General features: G+C 60.0%; 22 protein-coding genes. 6 read left to right on the plus strand and 16 right to left on the minus strand.

Features of this window, described 5'->3' with window-relative positions; all coding sequences use genetic code 11:
• Window positions 1-80 precede the first annotated feature (80 nt).
• Window positions 81-1,034, plus strand: coding sequence for a glutathione synthase (gshB, locus tag AC097W_RS15885; RefSeq protein WP_479603593.1), 954 nt, complete (start codon window positions 81-83; stop codon window positions 1,032-1,034).
• On the opposite strand, the gene AC097W_RS15890 is transcribed toward gshB, so the two are convergent.
• Genes AC097W_RS15890 through AC097W_RS15900 form a run of 3 tightly spaced genes read right to left on the minus strand, consistent with a single transcriptional unit; the run spans window position 994 to window position 2,323 of the window.
• Window positions 994-1,824 (minus strand): class II glutamine amidotransferase, encoded by an 831-nt coding sequence (locus tag AC097W_RS15890; RefSeq protein WP_479603594.1) that lies wholly within the window; start codon window positions 1,822-1,824, stop codon window positions 994-996. The two genes, gshB and AC097W_RS15890, sit on opposite strands and share 41 nt — an antisense overlap.
• Window positions 1,825-1,879: 55 nt before the next feature.
• On the minus strand, window positions 1,880-2,071 hold the full coding sequence (locus AC097W_RS15895; RefSeq protein ID WP_479603595.1) for a 4-oxalocrotonate tautomerase: 192 nt from the start codon (window positions 2,069-2,071) through the stop codon (window positions 1,880-1,882).
• Between the two features lie 39 nt (window positions 2,072-2,110).
• Window positions 2,111-2,323 carry a cysteine-rich CWC family protein gene (locus tag AC097W_RS15900; protein WP_479603596.1) on the minus strand — a complete coding sequence of 71 codons (213 nt, stop codon included), beginning with the start codon at window positions 2,321-2,323 and terminating at the stop codon, window positions 2,111-2,113.
• A 65-nt stretch (window positions 2,324-2,388) separates the two neighbouring features.
• On the opposite strand from AC097W_RS15900, the gene AC097W_RS15905 reads away from it, so the two are divergent.
• Entirely contained in the window at window positions 2,389-3,897 is a 1,509-nt protein-coding gene (locus AC097W_RS15905; RefSeq protein ID WP_479603597.1) for an ArnT family glycosyltransferase, read from the plus strand.
• Window positions 3,897-4,715: a phosphatase PAP2 family protein gene (locus tag AC097W_RS15910; RefSeq protein ID WP_479603598.1), complete on the plus strand. Its 819-nt coding sequence runs from the start codon at window positions 3,897-3,899 to the stop codon at window positions 4,713-4,715. Before AC097W_RS15905 ends, AC097W_RS15910 begins: the two co-directional genes overlap by 1 nt.
• Here the strand turns inward: AC097W_RS15910 and AC097W_RS15915 are convergent.
• Together AC097W_RS15915 and AC097W_RS15920 are read right to left on the minus strand one after the other, a co-directional pair.
• Window positions 4,673-5,506: a Rossmann-like and DUF2520 domain-containing protein gene (locus AC097W_RS15915; protein WP_479603599.1), complete on the minus strand. Its 834-nt coding sequence runs from the start codon at window positions 5,504-5,506 to the stop codon at window positions 4,673-4,675. The genes AC097W_RS15910 and AC097W_RS15915 overlap by 43 nt on opposite strands.
• A 262-nt stretch (window positions 5,507-5,768) precedes the next feature.
• Complete coding sequence (locus AC097W_RS15920; protein WP_479603600.1) at window positions 5,769-6,905, minus strand: alpha/beta fold hydrolase; 1,137 nt, start codon at window positions 6,903-6,905, stop codon at window positions 5,769-5,771.
• A 473-nt stretch (window positions 6,906-7,378) separates the two neighbouring features.
• On the opposite strand from AC097W_RS15920, the gene AC097W_RS15925 reads away from it, so the two are divergent.
• Window positions 7,379-7,903 (plus strand): DUF6622 family protein, encoded by a 525-nt coding sequence (locus AC097W_RS15925; RefSeq protein WP_479603601.1) that lies wholly within the window; start codon window positions 7,379-7,381, stop codon window positions 7,901-7,903.
• Between the two features lie 341 nt (window positions 7,904-8,244).
• Here AC097W_RS15925 and AC097W_RS15930 read toward each other — a convergent pair whose 3' ends face one another.
• From AC097W_RS15930 to AC097W_RS15960, 7 genes are all read right to left on the minus strand, one after another.
• Entirely contained in the window at window positions 8,245-8,700 is a 456-nt protein-coding gene (locus AC097W_RS15930; RefSeq protein WP_479603602.1) for an energy transducer TonB, read from the minus strand.
• Between the two features lie 182 nt (window positions 8,701-8,882).
• A complete protein-coding gene (locus AC097W_RS15935) occupies window positions 8,883-9,962 on the minus strand; it encodes a serine/threonine protein kinase (protein WP_479603603.1) in 1,080 nt (359 codons plus the stop codon).
• 40 nt (window positions 9,963-10,002) lie between these two features.
• The gene (locus AC097W_RS15940; protein ID WP_479603604.1) at window positions 10,003-11,520 is read right to left on the minus strand and encodes a protein kinase domain-containing protein; all 1,518 of its coding nucleotides are present in this window, start codon (window positions 11,518-11,520) and stop codon (window positions 10,003-10,005) included.
• Window positions 11,517-12,269 carry a metallophosphoesterase family protein gene (locus tag AC097W_RS15945; RefSeq protein WP_479603605.1) on the minus strand — a complete coding sequence of 251 codons (753 nt, stop codon included), beginning with the start codon at window positions 12,267-12,269 and terminating at the stop codon, window positions 11,517-11,519. The genes AC097W_RS15940 and AC097W_RS15945 overlap by 4 nt, the downstream gene beginning before the upstream one ends.
• 53 nt (window positions 12,270-12,322) lie before the next feature.
• Window positions 12,323-13,444: a DUF2855 family protein gene (locus AC097W_RS15950; RefSeq protein ID WP_479603606.1), complete on the minus strand. Its 1,122-nt coding sequence runs from the start codon at window positions 13,442-13,444 to the stop codon at window positions 12,323-12,325.
• A gap of 77 nt (window positions 13,445-13,521) precedes the next feature.
• A complete protein-coding gene (locus AC097W_RS15955; protein ID WP_479603607.1) occupies window positions 13,522-13,950 on the minus strand; it encodes an organic hydroperoxide resistance protein in 429 nt (142 codons plus the stop codon).
• 50 nt (window positions 13,951-14,000) lie between these two features.
• Window positions 14,001-14,462 (minus strand): MarR family winged helix-turn-helix transcriptional regulator, encoded by a 462-nt coding sequence (locus AC097W_RS15960; protein WP_479603608.1) that lies wholly within the window; start codon window positions 14,460-14,462, stop codon window positions 14,001-14,003.
• 148 nt (window positions 14,463-14,610) lie between these two features.
• On the opposite strand from AC097W_RS15960, the gene AC097W_RS15965 reads away from it, so the two are divergent.
• Entirely contained in the window at window positions 14,611-16,227 is a 1,617-nt protein-coding gene (locus tag AC097W_RS15965) for a GMC family oxidoreductase (RefSeq protein WP_479603609.1), read from the plus strand.
• Between the two features lie 34 nt (window positions 16,228-16,261).
• Here the strand turns inward: AC097W_RS15965 and AC097W_RS15970 are convergent, their stop codons facing one another.
• Window positions 16,262-17,089: a cation:proton antiporter gene (locus tag AC097W_RS15970; RefSeq protein ID WP_479603610.1), complete on the minus strand. Its 828-nt coding sequence runs from the start codon at window positions 17,087-17,089 to the stop codon at window positions 16,262-16,264.
• A 129-nt stretch (window positions 17,090-17,218) separates the two neighbouring features.
• On the opposite strand from AC097W_RS15970, the gene pssA reads away from it, so the two are divergent.
• Entirely contained in the window at window positions 17,219-17,839 is a 621-nt protein-coding gene (pssA, locus tag AC097W_RS15975) for a CDP-diacylglycerol--serine O-phosphatidyltransferase (RefSeq protein ID WP_479603611.1), read from the plus strand.
• Between the two features lie 15 nt (window positions 17,840-17,854).
• On the opposite strand, the gene AC097W_RS15980 is transcribed toward pssA, so the two are convergent.
• The 3 genes from AC097W_RS15980 to AC097W_RS15990 all read right to left on the minus strand — a co-directional run bounded on the left by AC097W_RS15980 (window position 17,855) and on the right by AC097W_RS15990 (window position 20,292).
• A complete protein-coding gene (locus AC097W_RS15980; protein ID WP_479603612.1) occupies window positions 17,855-18,421 on the minus strand; it encodes a bactofilin family protein in 567 nt (188 codons plus the stop codon).
• Between the two features lie 97 nt (window positions 18,422-18,518).
• Window positions 18,519-19,367 (minus strand): ABC transporter permease, encoded by an 849-nt coding sequence (locus AC097W_RS15985; RefSeq protein ID WP_479603613.1) that lies wholly within the window; start codon window positions 19,365-19,367, stop codon window positions 18,519-18,521.
• Window position 19,368: 1 nt separating this feature from the next.
• Window positions 19,369-20,292: an ATP-binding cassette domain-containing protein gene (locus tag AC097W_RS15990; RefSeq protein ID WP_479603614.1), complete on the minus strand. Its 924-nt coding sequence runs from the start codon at window positions 20,290-20,292 to the stop codon at window positions 19,369-19,371.
• Window positions 20,293-20,311 lie beyond the last annotated feature (19 nt).

Genomic DNA, 20,311 nt, shown 5'->3' on the forward strand with positions numbered 1-20,311 from the left:
TCTGACGAAGACCCCGTTTATCCATTGGCTTTCTGCGCAGTAGCGCTGGCATTTTTTAACATTTACTTTGGCTGGATCCCATGGACATTCTTTTTATTGCTGACCCCCTCGCATCGTTCAAGATTTACAAGGACACCACCTTTGCCATGATGCGCGAAGCGCACAAGCGCGGACACCGCATCAGCGCCTGCGAACAGCAGGACCTCATGTGGCAGCGCGGCGCCAAGGTGATGGCCCATGTGCGCGACATCACTTTGACCGGTGATGCGCAGGACTGGTTCGAGGAACGCGGCACGCGCGCAGTGGCACTGAAGGAGTTCGATGCCATCCTGATGCGCAAGGATCCCCCGTTCGACAGCGAGTATTTCTACGCCACGCACCTGTTGGAGCAGGCCGAGCGCGAAGGCGCCCGCGTCTTCAACAAACCGAGCGCCCTGCGTGACCACCCCGAGAAACTCGCCATCATGGAGTTTCCACAGTTCATCGGCCCGACACTGGTCACCCGGGACCCCGAGGACATCAAACGCTTCCATGCCGAACATCGAGACATCATCCTCAAGCCGCTGGATGGCATGGGCGGCATGGGTATCTTTCGCGTCGGCCCGGATGGGCTGAACCTGGGCTCGATCACCGAAACACTCAATCGGCACGGGGCGCAAAGCCTGATGGTGCAAAAGTTTTTGCCAGAGATCGTGGATGGCGACAAGCGCGTATTGGTGATCGGCGGCAAACCCGTGCCGTTCTGCCTGGCGCGTATTCCCCAGGGAAGCGAAGTGCGGGGCAACCTGGCTGCCGGTGGCAAGGGGGTTGCTCAGCCGCTGAACGATTCCGACCGGGCAACGGCCGAGGCCTTGGGCCCGGTGCTGGCTGCGCGCGGTCTGCTGCTGGTGGGGCTGGATATTATTGGAAGCAGCCTGACCGAAATCAACGTGACCAGCCCGACCTGTTTTCAGGAAATTACCGACCAGACCGGCTTTGATGTGGCCGCGATGTTTATGGATGCGCTAGAGACGGCTCAGGCACGCGCACGGTAGCGCGCCGATCCGGTATCGGTATGCCATCGACAAACACCTTGAACTCGCCGGGTTGAAACGCAATCCAGGTTTCATTGGTGGTCAGCGGCTCGGTGACGACGATGGCTAGACGGTCTTCGGGCCCATTGAGTTCGGCCAGATTGACGCGTACATCGTCATCCTTGAGTTGCACTTTGCAAAACGGGTGTTGGCGCAACAGGTAGTGCAGCTTGGTGCTGCAGTGGGCCCACATGGCCTGACCGTTGCTCAGCAAAAAATTGAAGGTGCCGTGCCGGGCGATCTGCGGAACCAGCTCGTGCAAGGTGAGGGTGAGCTCTTCCACGCTGGGCACAGTGGCGTGCGATTTGGCTAACTCCTGCAGCAACCAGCAGAAGGCCAACTCGCTGTCGGTGTTGCCCACGGGGTGAAAACTGCCATGCAAGCGTGGGTTGAAGTTTTTCAGGTCACCGTTGTGTGCAAACACCCAATAGCGGCCCCAGAGTTCGCGCACAAAGGGGTGACTGTTCTCCAGTGTGATGGCGCCCACGGTAGCCTTGCGCACATGGGCCACCACATTGTGGCTCTTGATGGGGTGGCTGCACAGCATCTTGGCCACGGGTGAGGTGGCGGCGCTTTCGCTATCCAGGTAGCAACGAACGCCCTTGCCGGGCAAGCCACCATCGGCACCAAAGAAGGCAATGCCCCAGCCGTCGGAGTGGTGGTCGGTACACCCTCCGCGTTGTGAAAACCCGGTGAAGCTCAGCGTGAGGCTGGCCGGCAGGTGGCTGTTCATTCCGAGAAGTTGGCACATGGGATAACAGTTTACCCTGTTGTTTGCAAGGTTATGTGCGCAACGGGGCCATTGTTTATTCGCGTGGCTCGGTCCAGAGCCTGCCGCCGGTGGACCAGTTTTCGCGTTTGACGTCAACAATCAGGATGTCGACTGAGTCGGGCGAGCCGCCCAGCACTTCCACACTGACGCGGGTGATTTCTTCAACCAGCTTTTTCTTCTGTTCCAGGGTGCGGCCTTCGAGCATTTCAATGTGGTAAGTCGGCATGGCAATCCTTTTTGGGGTGGTTGGTTGTGAATGGGTGGTCTAAATTATCGGCGCGGCACAGCGCGCGCAAACGCAGGCCATGTTGCGCGCCTCTGGCGGAATGCGCTCCAGCAGCGCACTGTCAAACGTGGCGGTGGTGCACCAGCAGGGCGGCTGCTTGATGCCGGTTTCCCGCTCGATTTCATTGGCGCACTGGTTGCTTTGCTGGCACAGGGGGCACAGGCGCGGGTCGATGGTGGCGAATTCAGGCATGGCAGGCTTTCCTTAGTGTGCCGCAGTTTAGACTGCGGGGGTTTTCATTTGGTAACAGTTTCCCCTTGCACTCGTTCCCTACCTCTTTTGCTATTCCCGGCAACGTCCGCTTCCTGCTGGCGGTGGTGCTCGTTATCCATTTTTGTCTGGGTGCGTTCGTCGGTCTGTCGGTGGACGAGGCGCACTATGCCTTGTACGCGGTACACCCTGCGCTGAGCTATTTTGACCACCCGCCACTGGTGGGTTGGGTGCAGTGGCCGCTGGTGGCTCTGAACGCACCCACGGCGGTTTTGCGGCTGGTACCCGAGTTGCTGTGGCTGGGTACGGCTGTGCTGGTGCACGCATTGGCCGAGCGACTGCAGGGTGATGAAGCGTCTGCCGATCGCGGCGCTGGCGCGGGTGGCAATGCCGGCTTCTGGGCCGTGCTGACCCTGGCATTGGCACCCTTGCTGCATGTGCTGGGTATTGGCTTGCTACCCGACACCCTGCTCATGTTTTTCACGGTGGCGCTGATGTGGCTCACACGGGAGTTGATGGATGCGTCGGCCTTGCAGCGCCCGTGGCTCTGGGTGGCATTGGGCGTGGCGTTGGGGCTGGCGGGCCTGAGCAAATACACGGCCATTCTGGCGGCGGTGGCCGTGGCGCTGTGCTTGATCATGGCGCACGGCATGCGTGTGCTGCGTACCCCCTGGTTGTGGCTGGCAGTGCTGATTGCGCTGGTGCTGGTGGCACCGGTGGCCGTGTGGAACTACCAGAACCACTGGATCTCCTTCACCTACCAGGCCGAGCACGGCGCGGGTGGCGGCTGGCAAGTGCAGCACCTGCTGCGGTTCTTGTTGACCCAACTGCTGGTGTATGGACCCTTGCTGTTGTGGGGCTGGGTAGGCGGGCTGCAAAAATCGTTGCGGCTGTTCTTTGTGGTGCCGTTTATGGTGATGGCGGCCCTGTCGGGCGGCGGCACCAGCTTGCCCCATTGGACGGCACCCGCCTGGGTGGCGCTGGCACCGTTTGTCGGCATTGCGCTGGCGCGCACTTGGCGCCAGGGGCGCCGCGCAGTCGTGCTGGCTTTGGCCATCGCGCAGGGCGTGGTGAGCGTGGGCCTGCTGGGGCTGATGCTCACGGCCGGCGTGCCCTTTGTCACCAGTGCCAGTGGCCAGGGCAATACCCAAGCACCGTCCAATCCGTTTGCCGATTTGCATGGCTGGGACGCCGCCGGTGCGCGTGCCCGTGCCCTCGCGGCGCAGCAAGGTCTGCAGAGTGTGAGCGTGCAAAACTGGACACTGGCCAGCCGTCTGGGCTGGTACGCACGGCCTTTGCCGGTGCACGTGCTGGAAGACCGGTTTGACCAGTTCGACCTGTGGGCCGGCGACCTGCCGCCAGAAGGCAACACGCTGCTCGTGGACTGGTCACAACTGGCATATGAAGTGCCCCTGGGCGTGCATGGTTTTTCGGACTGCCGCCTGCTCGATACGCAAGATGTGCACCGCCTGGGTGCCACCATTGCCACGTTTCGGTTTTATGCGTGCAGCAACTGGTCGGGTGATCCGAAACCCCATTTGAAAGCAAGCCCCTGATGTCCCGGTTAAAGACCTATTTCACGGTGTTCACGGTGCGCATGTGGTTGTTGCCGGTGCTGCTGTTCGTGCTGACCGCCCCGCTGTGGCTGCACTGGGTTGAGCCCGCCCTGTTTGTTGCAATCAACACGCTGTGTGCGCCCGTGGCTGCGCCGGTGTGGACCGGACTTTCGCTCTTGGGCAATGGCTGGGGTGTGCTGGGCGTCACCGCCCCGCTGCTGGTGCTGGCACCCCGCCTCATGTGGGCTTGGCTGTGTGCTGCGCCGTTCGCCATTGCGTTTGCCCGCATCGGCAAGGGCTTCATAGAGAGCCCCCGGCCCGCGGCGGCGGTGGACAACGCGCAGATGCGCATTGTGGGTGAGACCCTGCACAACGTGTCCATGCCCTCGGGCCATACCCTGACTGCTTTTGCAGTGGCGACCGCTTTGTACTTCGCGTTGCCCGCCAAAGGCAGAGCCTGGCACCTGTGGCTGTTTGTACTGGCTGCTGGTGCCGGTTTGTCGCGCATTGCCGTGGGCGCACATTGGCCGGGGGATGTGGCAGTTGGCATGAGCCTGGGCTTGCTGGCAGGCATGTTGGGCCACGGCTTGCTCTTGCGCATGGGCCCCGCGCATTTGCGGCCCACTGCCTGGAGCTTGCGTGCCGTGGCCTTGTTGCTGGCCGCTACCGTCTACAACCTGGTGAATGACGCGTTGGACTTTGCCGAGAACCAGCCGTTTCAGGACCTGCTGGCCGCTGTGGTGGTGCTATCACTCATCGGCTTTGTCTGGCAAAACTACCTGGCCATTCGCAAGGCCAAGGCGCTGAGGGCCTCGTAGGCCGCGCCCGTCTGCGGGTCCCAGGCGCTGACGGCTGCACCTTGTCGCGCAATGGCCTCTGTGTCGCCCCGGGCGGCCGGGCCGGTCAATGCGGCCTTGGGGCCGAGTGCGGTGATGTTGGCAACCGCATTGCGCAGCAATGAGGCCCGCAGCGGCGGAATCAACTCCGCAGGCACACCCGTGTTGCGCCACAAGTCCTCGGCAACCGACTGCAGAACCGGTAAAAAGTTGGTGGCAAACACGGCTGCGGCGTGGTACAGCAATTTGTCGGCACTGGCCACATCAAAACAGCGCGCGCCAATGGCGGTAAACGCCGGGCGCAGCGCGGCGCAGGCCGTTGCGTCACCTTCCAGCGCGCACGGCGTGCCGGGAAACTGCGCAATCGCCGTGGTGACGGCGGCAAAACTCAAAATGCAATGCGCGCTGGCCACCTGCCAGCCCAGCGCAGCCAGTGGCGCCAGCGCAGCGGCACTCAGCGCGCCACTGCAGTGGAAGGCGATGGCAGGCGGTGCATCTTTGAACTGATCGGCCAGCGACTGGGCCGCAGCGGCCACTTGGGCGTCGGGCACGGCCAGCATCCACACATCGGCATTGCGCATGGCGTGCAGTTGATCCACTGCTTGTCCTGCGCCGATGACACCAACCGCTGATTGCGCAGTGGACAGTGATGTGGTCAGGACGTCCTGAATTGTGAAGGTTTGTTGCAGTTGCCATAGCCGCGCCAGAGCTTGTCCGACGCGGCCGGAGCCGATGAGGTTTAGGTTTGGTTGGCGTGTGTTTACTGGGCTCATTGTTTCTATTTTTTACGATGTACTTTCCTGACTAGTCAGGTGGCTATTGGTTGTCTCGTTTGGGCCCAAAGCGGTCTGCGGGGATTCGGAAAAGCAGACCATCACCATCAATTAATTCGCTTTGGTTCCGTGGCTGGCTTGCGATTACTCCAACCGGATATTCTCCGACTCATGCACAAATGGACCATTGTCGACTTGACGCCGGTTTACCGTGAAATGAATTGGGAGTGAGAGTATTCCCGATAGTGGGCACTTGGCAAACTCATGTAGTAGCAGTGACAACTCTCAAGAACTCCAATAGAGCTGCGTTGACTTGGGCTGGTTTTTCTTGTTGCGTCCAGTGCCCACACTCAGGAATCAGAACAGTTTTTGTCAGCTTTGGAACGTTCAAAGGCAGTTCATCGAAGTTACGCTTTGTCTGGAAGCGCACAGGGTCACGCTCACCAGATATAAAAACTGTTGGGACCTGGATTTTCGCGTCCTTGAATTGAGCCATTAATTCCCAATTCCTATCTAAATTTCTGTACCAATTCAATGGCCCAGTAAACCCATGCCGACTGAACTCGGTCACGTAATACGTCAAATCGGATTGACTTAGCCAAGACGGCGGTTTACCTGGATCAACTAAAGTTTCAAGCAGCTTAGTTGCTCTTGATGGAGGTCGAAATTGCGAACGAGCTAATTCACTTTCGTAGGAGGCAGAGTAGTAAAACGAACGTAAGCCCTTTTCAACTTGGCTATTCAACTCTTCATCAGCGGCACCAGTTTCCTGAAAGTAGAGAATGTAAAAAAAGTTGTTCTTGGCGAATTTCTGAAAAGTTGCAATGGGGGCATCCTCGCGGCGGGGCGAATAGGGAACGCTCAAAGCCGCCACAGCTTTGAACTTGTCAGGATGTAACAAAGCCGCATTCCAAGACACAACGGCACCAAAATCATGCCCAACAATCACAGCCGATTTCTCGCCCAACGTGTCAAGCAGGCCAATCAAATCGTTGACGATCTCCACGATCGTATAACTCTCCACGCCCTTGGGGCTATCAGTCTTTCCATAACCTCTAAGGTCTGGTGCAACAACACGATAGCCTGCCGCAGACAACACAGTAATTTGGTGCCGCCACGAATACCAACATTCAGGGAATCCGTGGCATAGCAGTACAAGCGGCCCCTTCCCCTGTTCAACGTAATGCATGCGAATTCCATTCGTCGCCACAATTTTTGATACAGCCCCAGATAACGACGGAGGTAAGTCATTTGCAAATGCAGCAACTGGAGACAATGCCCAATTTAAAGCGGCCACTGACCACATTCCAAGCAAAACTCGACGGGAGTTGCTCACGTCGCATCTTGATTCTTGAAAATCCACAACCGTGCTGTAAATAGAAGCATTTTTTTGCGACATGAGCATTCCCTTAGTCAAGATCCACCATGCATATCAATTGACCGCGATTGGCTGGATGGCTAGTGTTCTGCACCAGCATAGACCGGACAGATTACTTTAGCAAATCTGGTTTTTTCCTCCCAACAAGGAGATGACCGTCTGCTTTGGGGGGAACTTCTGTATGACTGATCTTGGTCGATAGCTCCTGCTGGCGGACGGTCTGCGGCAGCTGAGCCCAAAGTGGGTTTCCAGCCCATGGGACGGCTGACATCGAGTAAACAGTTTGAGTACCCGCGAAGGCAGCAGCAAGCTGACCACCGCAGTCTGGTGTGTTGCGGAGCGATTCGGGGACTTATTACTTTTGCATTTGGCGCCGTTACAGCGCACTTTGACGGTGGTTTCGGCACATTGCGTCGCAAACCGGTTCACCGGGAGTACCTGCGCTGGCACAGTTCGGGCATCACCCATTCGCTCACCCGCCAAAAGGAATCGCCATGTTGATGCACATAGTTGCCAGTACACCCAAATGGGTTTTAGTTTTGTTTGTTGCCCTGCTCTCGCTGGGTCTGAAGCAAATGCTGCCTAGCCGCGTGAGCCTGAATCGCGCGACCGTCCTCCCGCTGGCTATGACGGTGCTGTCACTTTTTGGCGTGGTATCGGCTTTCGGTAACACGCCACTGGCGTTGGTGGCTTGGCTCGCAGGTGCAGCAGTTGCCTTCGGGGTATGCATCCGAATGCTGACTTCAACAGAAATCCAGTTTGACGCCGTGGGCCGTCAGTTCAGCATTCCAGGCAGCGCGGTACCACTGGCGCTGTTCATGGGCATGTTCTTCACCAAGTACGCTGTGGGCGTGAGCATAGGGATGCACCCTTCACTCGCGCAGGACAGCAACTTTGCACTGGCATTCAGCGTGCTGTATGGAATCTCCAGCGGCATATTTGTTGCGCGCGCCAGCCGGCTGTGGCGTTTAGCACTGGCAAACGACATCGCAAATCAGGTGGCAATCGCTTCACACTAAATGCAACCACTAAACCCCGTGTCCCCGTATCAGAAGACGCAACAGACCAAGGTGGCATTCAAACATTCTCGCCACCCTGGCGATTAGGTCGAAAATGCTGCGCGTGCGACTGCAATGGAGCAGTCTCGTGGATGGCTGCTCTTGGTCGAAACCAGTATTACGGTGGTGCCTAGAATTTGTTCGTTGACGCAGGTAGCGGCGAAACAACCGCTGTGGCACGGGACAAGCCGCGCCCCGATTTCTGCGCATTTGGCAGAATGAGGGACTTGGCCTGTGCCGCAGCCTCTCCAACGAAAGGACTTTAAACCACGGCAAGTTGGCGGGGAAGGTGAGGTGGACTGTCAATCTCGCGCAGCGGTGCTTAGCTCGATTCGCATCTCTGTAGGCACCGGCAAGCCATTGCGTACGCCAGGGCTAAAGCGCGTGGTCAAAAAGTCGCGGCGGGCTACTTCGGCAAAGATGTCTGGCAAGTCGGAAGATTCAACAATCACCTGATCCACCGTGCCATTGGCGTTAATCAATAGCGTCAGAACCATGGTCCCGGACTCGCTACGCCCTTGTAGTTCGGGCGGATCGCCGGGTATGTCCTCAATAACAACGGGTCCTACTTCGAGGAGATCGGTTGGCAGATAGACAGTGGAGTCCGGGTCATCTGCAGCGGCGGGACGCTCTGGATCGGTATCGACCGTTGTTGGTGGGGTGTGCTCCGGTTCTTTGTTGTTCAGTGTGGCCGAATGGGGCTGGCTGACCGCAAGGCTGGACAAAACAGGAATCACGTGCAATAGCTGTGTTGGCACCGCTACGATTCTTCCTCTGCTGTGCAGTCTGGATGCCCTGTATTCAACCGAGGTGTGGCTGAAAAGCAAAAAGACCGCCACGTGCAAAGCGCAAGAGCCCACAGCTGCAATTGCGAATTGATTTCGTATTGGCCAAGTCATTCCTATTCTCTACCGCCAGTGCGTTTCTTCAATACCCGTCTTCAAACCACCAGCGGCTCTTCCTGCATCGCTTCCATCTGCTCCTCCAGCATCAGCACCTGGCCCTTCCAGTAGTCGCTGGAGCCAAACCATGGAAAGTTGACGGGGAAGGTCGGGTCCTCCCAGCGGCGGGCCAGCCAGGCGCTGTAGTGAATCAGGCGCAGCGTGCGCAGCGGCTCGATCAGCGCCAGCTCGCGGCGGTCGAAGTTGCGAAACTGCTCGTACCCATCCACCAGTGCGCCGAGCTGGCGTGTGCGCTGCGAGCGGTCGCCACTGAGCAACATCCACATGTCCTGCACGGCGGGGCCCATGCGGGCGTCATCCAGATCCACAAAATGCGGGCCGGGGCCCGCGCTGGCGGCGGCATCCGTGGGTGTCCACAGAATGTTGCCGGGATGGCAGTCGCCGTGCAGGCGCAGGCTGGCAATGCCATCGTCCTGAGAGTTATTTGAATCTTTTAGGCCTGTAGCCCCCGTCAACGCAGCGTAACCAGCTACTAAATCAATAGCGCCCTGGCAGGCTTTGGTCCAGGTGGACTGCACATCCAGCGGCACCTTGTCGTGCTCCAGCAGCCATTGCATGGACTCCATACCGAAAGATTCCAGGTTCAGCGTCGGGCGCACGGCAAAGGGGCGCTTGGCACCCACGGTGTGGATGCGCGCCAGAAACCGGCCAATCCATTCCAGCACCTCGCCATCGTCCAGCTCGGGGGGGCGGCCCCCGCGGCGTGGGCTGACGCTGAACGCAAAGCCGCCAAAGTGGTGCAGCGTAGCGCCCTGCAGTTTCATGGGCCCGACGGCGGGCACCTCGGCGGCCATCAACTCGGCGGCAAAGTCGTGTTCTTCCTGAATCTGCGCGTCGCTCCAGCGTGCGGGGCGGTAAAACTTGGCCACCACGGCGCTGCCGTCTTCCAGCTGCACCTGGTAGACGCGGTTCTCATACGACGACAGGGCGGTCAAGCGGCCGTCGCCGCGCAGGCCCACGGTGTCGAGGGCATCCAGCACCTGGTCGGGGGTCAGGGTTTCAAAAGGGTGGCGGGATGGGCCGTTGCCAGCCGGGGGGGTATCGCGTTCATGGGGCATGCCGCGATTGTCGGCCTTTATCGCAAGAGGGGGAGGCAGACTAGCCCAGCGGGCCCAGGTCGTCGCCGTACACGGAGGGCTGATCCGAATCCGAATCCGAGTAACCACCACTCTGCCCTGATCCACCGGGCGATTTTTCGCCCAGCCGTTCAAACGGCAGGGCCTGCTTGACCAGGATGATGGTGCAGGGTGCCTCCATGGCCACCTTGATTGGCACGGTGGCAACAAAACGCTGGGTCTTGAGACCGTGGGTGGCGGCGCCCATCACGATCACGCTGGCGTGGTTGCCCACGGCGTAGTCCAGCAGGGCCTGGGCTACGTCGCCGGATTCGAGTACATGGCAGGAGGTCTGGCGGCCCGGGTAGTCCAGCGGCTGCGCCCATTGCCGCAGGGTGGTCAGGTGGCGGCGGTGCACACTGGTTTCACTTTTCGTTTCATCGGATGTACTGCTGATTCCTGACGGTATGACCGTCACGCATGCCAGCCGCGCACCGGGGCGTGTGCCCAGAGAGCGCGCCACGGCCTGGCGCAGGGAGTAGAGCGTGGCGTCCGTCACGTCCTTGTAGGGTATGGCCACCATGACGATGGGCACCTCTTCAATCTGCTGGGATGCAATCGGGCTGGGCTGGTAGTGCATGCCCGCTGCCTTGATCCAGCGCTTGAAGTGGGTACGAAACCGGGTGCCGGTGACGTTGCGTCCGCGCTCGGTGATTTGCACCTGCTCGGGGTGGCTCAGGTCAAAGGCGAGGTGTGCAGCCGAGGGATAGCGCTGGGCTGCTTCGGGCTCCAGGCAGCGCAACACCACCTCTTGCAGCCATTCGGGCAACTCCGGTTTCAGCTTGCGCGGTGGTACCGGGTCTACCCACAGGCGCTGGCGCAGGCCGGCGGCCGTTTGCGGCTCGCCAAAAGGCAAGCGGCCGGTGCACAGCTGATAGAGCATGACGCCGATGGCAAAAATGTCGCTACGCGGGTCACCGCGCATACCCACCACTTGCTCCGGCGCAATCCAGGCCGGGGAGCCGACGGCCTTGCGCAATTGCTCGGCCATCAGGTCGGGGTAATGGGCGTGGCAGGAGAGGCCAAAGTCCAGCAGCACCGCGCTGCCGTCTGGCCGGAACAGCACGTTGGCGGGTTTGAGGTCCAGGTGCACCGTGTTTTGCTGGTGCAGGGCATGGGCCGCGTGTGCCATGGCAGAGCCCAGCCGGGCAATCTCGTCCAAAGTCGGGGCCAGCTCGGCGTCCAGCCAGTGCTGCAGCGTGTTGCCAGTGATGTATTCCATCACCAGATACGGCACCCGGTCCAGGTCGCCCGCAGCAACGAACCGGGGCACGTGGGTGCCGGTGAGCACCTGCATGATCTGGCTCTCGATCTCGAAGCTGACAATGTTTTCAGCACCGTCACCCGCGGTCATGCGCGGAATCTTCATGGCCATCGCAAAGCCCGGACTGCGTGTGCGGTCGGCGTAGTGCACCCGGTAAATATGGGCCATGCCCCCGGAGTGGATGCACTCCTCAATGATGAAGCCATCCAGAAGGGCGCCGGGCTCCAGCAGTTTCATCGTCCGGTCTCCAGGCGGTCCGCAAAGAAGGGAGGCAGCCCTGCGCGGCGAATGGCGCTTGCCGCGCTGAAATGGTCATAGGCAACGCGGTGAAAGGTCAGCTGCGCGCGATCCGTGTCAAAGAGCGTGTACATGGCCTGGGTGTTGCCATCACGGGGCTGCCCGACCGAACCCACGGTACCGAGCCATTGGCGGTGTTTGGGCACAGGCACCGCCACACCGGGTTGGGGTTTGAACGGCATCAGGCCGCCGCCCGCGCCGCGGTAGTAGAGTGTTTGCATATGCACATGGCCGCCAAAGACGTAGTGCACGCCGGGCCAGGCGTTGGCGGCATCCATGCTGGCGGTGGCTGCGCGCGCGTCGTACACATAGCGCCAGAGCTCGGGGTCGTTGGCGCTGGCGTGGACGAAGAGCACCGTGTCTTTTTGCAGGGTTAACGGCAGCTCCTGCATCCATGCGCGGTGGGACTCGTTGAGCTGGTTGTGGGTCCAGGCCGCGGTGCTGTCGCCCACCGTTTTGACCTCGGGCGGGGGCTTTACGGCCATGGCATCGTGGTTGCCCTGGATCACCATGGCTCCCTCTTCCGTGAGCAGCTGAATGCGCTCCACGACCGCGACCGGGTCGGCGCCATAGCCGACCATATCCCCCAAAAAGACAAACCGTTGGGCTTGCTGTGCACGCGCGTGGGCCAGGCAGGCATCCAGGGCCTGCAGGTTGGCGTGTATATCGGACAGGAGGGCCAGTCTCATCGTGACTCCGTAGTTTTCATGGGTTCAGGACCCATCATGCCGCACGCGGCTGACTACAGCGAAAGAATGTGCCCCACGCGCGGGTCGCCCCGACCTCCCAAAACCTGCAGGTAAGCGGCCTGAACGGCTTGCTCGCCCGCGTGGTGTTGCACGGTGAGCCATGGATGTTCCGGGTGGGATACCTCGGCGATGAAGGCCTGCCAGGAGTGCACCAGCCGCTGGCCAAACTCCTGGGGGCCCCACTTGGCACTGCGTTTCTTGATTTGTGCCGGCGCAAAGAACAGGGTGGCCTTGGGGCCAGCCAAATCTTTGGCGCCGCCCATTTCCGCCACATGCGTGGCGCCAATGGAGCTGCTGAACTTGAGCTGGGTGCAATGGGCGTGCAGGGCTTTGCGAAATGCGGCGTTGCCGGCAAAGTCCACATAGACACTGGGTGCGTTGGGATCTATCTGTGCCAGCTGGTCATAGGTGAGCACCCGGTGGTAACAGCCCAGGCTTTCACAAAACGCTACGTTGCCCGGAGATGTGAGTCCCACCACCTCCACCTCCGGACGCTGGGCCAGCTGGAAGGCTGTGCCATAAGCGGTTTTGCTGGAAGCGCTTGACAGCAGCATGAGACCCCGCTGCCCGGGGATGGCGGTTGCACCAAAAAAGGCGTTGTCGGCCAGAAAATCGTCAATCAGCCAGGACGTGATGAACAAGGGGCGCAGCAAGGCCTGCACGTCTTCGGTGTCCGCGGTGTAGAACGGGTCAGTGGCGCAGCGGGTGTACTGGTTGTAGACGGCGTGCAATTCGGCGCGGTGGGGCGCTGCGTCCGAGAACGCGGTTGCCGAGATTCTCTCAGGCGCAAGGTCCACAGAGGACGACATGGGAAAGTAGCCATACAGGCGTTCACCCACGGCCACTTGCGGGTGGCGGGATTCGCTGACCACCCCAAACCCCCACACCGGAATGCGGCCCCAGGCGACGCCGTCACTACCCGTATCAGTCACCGGGAAGAAACGCCAGTACTGCATGGCGTCGCCCATGGCTGCATAGGTGATGTTGTTGGAGGTGAGCGCGAAAGACGCAATGCGGACCCGTACCTGGCCCTCGGGCAAAGCAGTGGTGGGCGTGGTGCGCAACGCGGTGGTGGCGAGTTGGTCTTTGCGGACCAGGAAGTCGGTGGTGTTCATGGGAGAGCACGATAAAGCAAACGGCCAGCCCCGACAACCGGGGCTGGCCGCGCAGGCGACAGCAGGGTGGCTTCTACTTAAGCAACCGTCAAGGTGACTTCAATGTTGCCGCGGGTCGCGTTGGAGTAGGGGCACACCTCGTGGGCTTTTGCCACCAGGGCTTCAGCCGCAGCGCGCTCCATGCCGGGAATGCTCACGACCATTTGCACTTCAATGCCAAAGCCGGCGGGAATCTGGCCAATGCCTACAGTGGCTTCAATGCTGGTGTCTGCTGGCAATGCAATCTTCTGCACGCCCGCCACAAACTTCATCGCGCCGATGAAGCAGGCGCTGTAGCCTGCTGCAAACAGCTGCTCCGGGTTGACGCCGCCGCCCGCGCCGCCCATTTCCTTGGGGACGGCCAGCTTCAGGTCCAGCAGGCCGTCGGAAGTGCGGGTGGTGCCGTCGCGGCCACCGGTGGACTTGGCGTGGGCCTGGTAAATCACTTTTTCAATTTTGGTTGTCATGGAGCTTCCTTCGGGTTGTGCTGCGCCAATGCAGCGGTTTAAAAATGGGATCAGCGGGAGGGGGCCAGGCGTCCCCGTAGCGCCTGCACCTGCTGGGTCAGGGCCATCAGGTCCGGAATGGGGCAGCCCGTGGCTTCAACGACGCAGCCGGGTATGCGGGCGGCCTGGGTCTTGAGCGAGCGGCCATCCGGAGTCAGATGCACTTCCACGCGTCGTTCGTCTTCTTGGGAGCGTTGGCGGACCAGCCAGCCAGCGGCCTCCATGCGCTTGAGCAGGGGCGTCAACGTGCCCGAATCCAGGTACAGGCGCTCACCCAGGGCGGACACGGTCAGGCCATCGCGTTCCCACAGCACCAGCATGACTAGGTATTGCGGATAGGTCAGCCCCAGCGCGTCCAGCAAGGGTTTGTACAGCTTGGTCATGGCCAATGAGGTGGAGTACAGGGCGAAGCACAGCTGGTTGTCCAGCATTAGGGCGGGGTTGGGCGTGGAGTCAAGTGCTTTGAGTGGCATGGGTTGAATTATTGCACACAATTAAATTGTGTGCAATGTAAAATCAAAAACTGCGGCATCCGGGTAAGTCGGGGCTTGGCATGGGCAGGTGGCTGGGCTAAGGTGCGCGACGGCACTGAAAGTGCCACACGTACAAAGGACACACGGCATGTTTGACTACATCATCATTGGCGGCGGCTCGGCCGGCTGCGTGCTGGCAGCCCGGCTGACGGAGAACCCCGACATTACCGTGGCCTTGCTCGAAGCGGGACCGGCTGACAAGAGCGTACTGATTCATTGCCCGGCGGGACTGGCCCTGATGGCCAAAAGTGGGGATGCGAACTGGAAGTTTGATACCACCGTTCAGCCGGGTCTGAACGGGCGGCGCGGCTACCAGCCGCGTGGCAAGGTGCTGGGCGGCTCCAGTTCGGTGAACGCCATGATCTACATCCGTGGCCAGCGTGAAGACTACGACCACTGGGCCGCGCAGGGCAACCCGGGCTGGTCATACGACGAAGTGCTTCCCTATTTCAAGCGCGCCGAAGACAATGCCCGTGGCGCCGATGCGTTTCATGGCAGCAAAGGGCCGCTGCATGTGATGGATCTGACCAGCCCCAACCGCCTGGGGCCGGTGTTTGTGGAGGCCGGTCAACAGGCGGGCTTTGCCGTCAACCCGGACTTCAATGGCGCCAGCCAGGAAGGGGTGGGCCTGTACCAGGTGACCCATAAGAACGGCGAGCGTTTCAGTGCCGCCAAGGCATATCTCACACCCAACCTGCAGCGGTCCAACCTGCAGGTGTTCACCGGCGCGCACACCACCCGCATTCTCATGGAGCGCCAGCGCGCCGTGGGGGTGGAGTTTGTCCACGAGGGGGATACCAAGCAGCTGCGCGCCGCACGCGAAGTGTTGCTGTGCGCAGGTGCACTGCAATCACCGCAACTGCTGATGCTCTCGGGTATCGGCCCACGACAGCATCTGGTGGAAAACGGCATTGCGATAGTGCACGACCTGCCGGGAGTCGGGCAGAACCTGCATGACCACATCGACACCGTGCAAGTGGTCAATGCACCGCATCTGAAGGAATCTTTTGGCGTGTCGTTCGCTGGCGTGGTTGCCGCCATCCGGGGAATTTTTGAATGGCGCAACCAGCGCACCGGCATGCTGACCACCAACTTTGCCGAGGCGGGTGGTTTTGTCAAAAGCCAGCCCCAGGAGCGAACGCCTGATTTACAGTTTCATTTTGCCATCGCCAAGCTGGTGGACCACGGCCGCAAGACGGTGCTGGGCCATGGCTACTCGTGCCACGTCTGTCTGCTGCGACCCGTCAGCCGCGGCAGTGTGACACTGCAAAGCAAGGACCCCTTTGCCGCCCCACTGATTGACCCCAATTTTCTGGGCGAACGCGACGACGTGGACCGGTTGATGCGGGGTTTCCGCCTCATGCGCGGGCTACTGCAGCAACCCGCGCTGGCCGCATTGGGTGGGCAGGAGACGGCGAACTCCGCGAAGGCCACCAACGACTTTCAGGTGGAGCAATTCATTCGCGACCACGCCGACACGGTCTACCACCCGGTGGGTACTTGCCGCATGGGAACCGGTCCGCTGGATGTGGTGGACCATGAACTGAAGGTGCGTGGAATACAAGGTTTGCGGGTGGTGGATGCGTCCATCATGCCGCGCGTGGTGAGTGGCAATACCAATGCGCCGACCATCATGATCGCGGAGAAGGCGGCCGACATGATCAAGTCATCCTCGGCGTCAAATACTGCCAGACAAGTTGCGTAATCGGGTCACATCGCGGACCTTAATCATCGAAGCCCTAAGCGTCAACATCCAGTGCAATTCCTTTGGTGCGATGGCTACCCGGAAACTGCTTGATGCGCTGTCCCTGTGCACGATCACTCTTTGCAAGGTGACGATCCCGACTCTTAGTGGCAGTACCGCTGCAGTCATGCTCAAACCAAGCGCAAGCGACTGCCATTGCAGGGCGGCTTCGGGAACTTTCATGCCACTGCAAGAATGCACCAACCAGGTAGTACACGCCAATTTGCTTGGTAAGGTAGGCAGAAATGAGTCCGACCATCACCAGTAGAGAAAACTCGGATCCAGGTGCATGAGGGATGACTATCCTCCCCAAAAATATCAGCACCAGCGGTAAGCCGACGGCCGTGGCAAGCAGGACGCCGGACGACATGGCGAGTTCTACGTAAGATTCTGATTTCAAAATCAGAAACAAAAGCAACAATGCGAGCAACTCGCCCACGATCGCTTTGCTCGTAACCCAGAATTGTTCTTGTTCGTCGAGTCCCAGACTTTGCAGGGAATCCAGAATGAAGCCAGTCGAAGGGGTTAGGAGTGTCAGCGCAACCAGTCCGGCCACCTGCCAAGAGAAATCAAAATTGGTCATGCCGATCCATGCATTCCCAGCCAACACAAGCGTGCGTATCAGCATATGACTCAATAGCGGCCAGAGGCCTCTGCGCAGATCTTGTACCGCTGCAACATGCGCGGGATCACCAGCAGAACAAAAATGATGGCGAGGTCGGAAATTTGCGACCGTACGACGGAGCTTTGCAAATTGGACCTCCGGGAAATATTCAGTGGGCTCGTGCTGAGTTTGTGGCAAACGGTGCACGTCGGCACGCATTGCCACATGTCACCCGTAGGCAGACATGCAGGCGACTCGTCGTGCCTCGCCCCGTTTACTCGCGCACCCGCCAGTTTCGCGGATGGGTACACTTTCTTGGAGAAGTAGAGTAGTCTGCCCGTTTTAAGGATGCGAACCATGCAAAAACCCTTCTCCATGATCCGGGAGTTCCACCTCGCCGACTGGGTCACACTGGCCAATGCGGTGTGCGGCGTCGGGGCGCTGTTTTCCATGATGACCTACCTGCAAACCGGAGGGGTCGTCCATATCTACTTTGCCTGCGCGCTGGTGCTGGCCGCCCTGGTCTTTGATGTACTCGATGGCCGGATCGCCCGGTGGCGGCAGAAGACCTCTGCCTTGGGTCGGGAGCTGGATTCGCTCTCGGACATCATCTCGTTTGGCGTGGCGCCCGCCGTGATTGCGTATGGCTGCGGCATGCAAGGGCTCTACGACCGTGTCGTTCTGGCCTATTTTGTCGCCTGCGGCGTGTCGCGCCTGGCCCGCTACAACGTAACGGCCGAGGTGCTTTCGCAAGGTCAGGACAAAGTGAAATACTTTGAGGGAACGCCGATTCCCACCTCGCTGCTGCTGGTGTTCATATTGTTTATTGCCGCCACGCAAGGGGCCCTGCATGGGGCGATGTGGTTTGGGGAGGTGAGGGTGTTTGGCTTTGCCTTGCACCCCCTGGTTTTACTGTTCGCTGTGTCCGGCTCATTGATGGTCAGCCGCATCCGGCTGCCCAAGCTCTGAGGGCAGCGCAGACGTTCACCGGGCTACGGACAACCCCAACCGGTCCGCATTGCCGCCTGTGGGCGCATTCGCAGCCCCCCCAAAACGGATGTCGCCCGTCAGTTGGCCACCCTCTTCGATGATCAGCTTGCCGTAGCTCACCTTGCCAGTGACCTTGCCGGTGGAATAGATGATCAACTTTTGGCGAACTGTCAGGTTGCCGTCGAAATGGCCATGAATCTCGGCAATGTCGATTTCCGCGGAGCCCTTGAAGGCGCCTCGCTCAGAAATCTGGATCACGCGCGAATCCATGGTCGCCTCGACGATGCCTTCAACGACCAGCGTGTCGCAATCGGTAATTTCAACTCCTTTGAGCTTGATGTTGGGTCCCACGGTCAGCTTGCTACCGCCCTCGGGCGGACTGGCGGTAACCGGAGTCACCACAGTGAACTCTGAACCGGTTTGAGGCGAGGTAGAGGGGGTTGCATGGGCTGCGGTATTACTCGCCGCACCACTCCCGGTGGTGTTTTGGGAGCCAGAAGCCTGACGCTGTGGGGAGGTAACAGGTTCGCGCTTGCCGAAGAAACTTGGAGCCATTGCCATGTGATTTCCTTTCAAAGATCAATGGTAGGTGTCATGCCCCAGAAAATCTACCCAGAAAATGCAACATGCGTAACAGTTTGAATAGGCCTTGAATGGGCTACAGCCCGAACCTTTTGCGTGTCAGCGCCAGTGCCAGCCAGAACGACACAACGGCGTAAGCAGTCAGCACGAGCGCGTGGCGGGCGGCCTCGGCAGGCCACTGGTCCATGAACAAAGGCCGTACCAGCGCCACCGCATTGCTCAGAGGCAGCCAGTCAGCCACCACGCGCACCGCCACAGGCAATTGTTCGAGCGGAAAGAAAATGCCGCTCAAAAACATCATGGGGGTGAGGAACAGGGTGAAGTAGTAGGTGAAAAAATCATAGCCCTTGGCCAGCGCGTTAAAGATCAGCGCAATGCAGCTGAACGTGACGCCCACCCCCAGCAGAATCGGCCAGGCCACCAGCAGTTTGGGTGAATGGCTGATGCCCAGCGCCAGCATCACACCCAGAATGGCGGTGACGGTGAACAGTGACTTGAAGGCGGCCCACAGCATTTCGGCCAGCACGATGTCGTCCAGGCCCACCGGCGCATTCATGATGCCGTCCCAGGTTTTTTGCACATGCATGCGCGAGAACGCGGAATACAAAGCCTCGAAAGACGCTGCCTGCATCGCGCTCATGCAAATCGAGCCGCTCGCCAGAAACAGGATGTAGGGCACTTTGACCTCCCCATCCGGTCCGCCCACGCTGATCTGGCCGACGAGCGCACCCATGCCGTAGCCAAAGGCCACCAGCCACATGAGAGGTTCGGCAATATTGCCCACCAGACTGGGGATGGCAAGCTTGCGCCACACCAGCAGGTTGCGCAGAAAAACGGGCCAAAAGCGCATGGAGAGTTGCGGCGCGCGCCACACACTTTGCCGCACGGGCGCAAGGGTGGGGGTCGTCATGCTGGAGGTAGTCATATCAAGCGTCCTCCCGGATCTGGCGTCCGGTTAATTTCAGGAAAAGATCTTCCAGGTTGGCGGGTCGGTGCAAAGTACGCAGCTGGGGATGCGCGTGCAGGGCCTGCAACAGTTCAGCCGCATTGCCGGTATAGAAAAACACGGTTTCACCGCTGATTTCCACGCGCGATGCCAGCGCGCGCAGCGGCCCTTCAGCCAGTGCCAGAGCGCCCACACCATAAACCTCCACGACATCGGGCTCCAGGTGCTGGGCGATCAGGTCGCGGGGCTTGCCTTCTGCAATCTTCTTGCCGTGGTCGAGCACCAGCAGGCGGGTGCACAGGCGCTCGGCCTCGTCCATGAAGTGGGTCGTCAAGAGAATGGACTTGCCTTGCTGCAACAGCAGCTGCAGGCGTTCCCACATGAGATGACGTGCTTGCGGGTCCAGGCCCGTGGTGGGCTCATCCAGCAGCAGCAGCTTGGGGTCGTTGACTAAAGCACGGGCAAGCGAGAGCCTGCGCTTCATGCCCCCGGACAATTCGCCCGGCTTGGCGTTGGCCTTGCTGGTCAGGGATGCAAACTCCAGCAGCTGCGGTATGCGCGCGCGGATTTGCGCGTCCTTCATGCCAAAGTAGCGGCCATACACGAGCAGGTTTTCAGCGCAGCTGAAATCGGGGTCCAGGGTGTCCATCTGGCTCACCACGCCGAGCTGGGCCTTGATGGCCAGTGCATCCTTGGGCATTTCCATGCCCAGTGCGTGGATGCTGCCGCCATCTGGCGCCGTTAGCCCCAGACACATGCGGATGGTCGTGGTTTTGCCGGCCCCGTTGGGCCCGATCACGCCCAGACATTCGCCTGCGGCAATCTCAAAAGACAGGTCATTGACGACCGTCGCATCGCCATAGCGTTTGTGCAAATGCTGCACACGAAAAAGTTCTGATTGCATGCGGCGGATTGTGCCGCAG

The organism is Rhodoferax sp. GT1R46, from assembly GCF_056521285.1.

Coding starts and splice junctions, on each gene's coding strand:
- gshB (WP_479603593.1), top strand. CDS start 81: ATGGACATTCTTTTTATTGCTGACCCCCTCGCATCGTTCAAGATTTAC.
- AC097W_RS15890 (WP_479603594.1), bottom strand. CDS start 1,824: ATGTGCCAACTTCTCGGAATGAACAGCCACCTGCCGGCCAGCCTCACG.
- AC097W_RS15895 (WP_479603595.1), bottom strand. CDS start 2,071: ATGCCGACTTACCACATTGAAATGCTCGAAGGCCGCACCCTGGAACAG.
- AC097W_RS15900 (WP_479603596.1), bottom strand. CDS start 2,323: ATGCCTGAATTCGCCACCATCGACCCGCGCCTGTGCCCCCTGTGCCAG.
- AC097W_RS15910 (WP_479603598.1), top strand. CDS start 3,897: ATGTCCCGGTTAAAGACCTATTTCACGGTGTTCACGGTGCGCATGTGG.
- AC097W_RS15915 (WP_479603599.1), bottom strand. CDS start 5,506: ATGAGCCCAGTAAACACACGCCAACCAAACCTAAACCTCATCGGCTCC.
- AC097W_RS15920 (WP_479603600.1), bottom strand. CDS start 6,905: ATGTCGCAAAAAAATGCTTCTATTTACAGCACGGTTGTGGATTTTCAA.
- AC097W_RS15925 (WP_479603601.1), top strand. CDS start 7,379: ATGTTGATGCACATAGTTGCCAGTACACCCAAATGGGTTTTAGTTTTG.
- AC097W_RS15935 (WP_479603603.1), bottom strand. CDS start 9,962: ATGCCCCATGAACGCGATACCCCCCCGGCTGGCAACGGCCCATCCCGC.
- AC097W_RS15940 (WP_479603604.1), bottom strand. CDS start 11,520: ATGAAACTGCTGGAGCCCGGCGCCCTTCTGGATGGCTTCATCATTGAG.
- AC097W_RS15945 (WP_479603605.1), bottom strand. CDS start 12,269: ATGAGACTGGCCCTCCTGTCCGATATACACGCCAACCTGCAGGCCCTG.
- AC097W_RS15950 (WP_479603606.1), bottom strand. CDS start 13,444: ATGAACACCACCGACTTCCTGGTCCGCAAAGACCAACTCGCCACCACC.
- AC097W_RS15955 (WP_479603607.1), bottom strand. CDS start 13,950: ATGACAACCAAAATTGAAAAAGTGATTTACCAGGCCCACGCCAAGTCC.
- AC097W_RS15960 (WP_479603608.1), bottom strand. CDS start 14,462: ATGCCACTCAAAGCACTTGACTCCACGCCCAACCCCGCCCTAATGCTG.
- AC097W_RS15965 (WP_479603609.1), top strand. CDS start 14,611: ATGTTTGACTACATCATCATTGGCGGCGGCTCGGCCGGCTGCGTGCTG.
- AC097W_RS15970 (WP_479603610.1), bottom strand. CDS start 17,089: ATGCGTGCCGACGTGCACCGTTTGCCACAAACTCAGCACGAGCCCACT.
- pssA (WP_479603611.1), top strand. CDS start 17,219: ATGCGAACCATGCAAAAACCCTTCTCCATGATCCGGGAGTTCCACCTC.
- AC097W_RS15980 (WP_479603612.1), bottom strand. CDS start 18,421: ATGGCAATGGCTCCAAGTTTCTTCGGCAAGCGCGAACCTGTTACCTCC.
- AC097W_RS15985 (WP_479603613.1), bottom strand. CDS start 19,367: ATGACTACCTCCAGCATGACGACCCCCACCCTTGCGCCCGTGCGGCAA.
- AC097W_RS15990 (WP_479603614.1), bottom strand. CDS start 20,292: ATGCAATCAGAACTTTTTCGTGTGCAGCATTTGCACAAACGCTATGGC.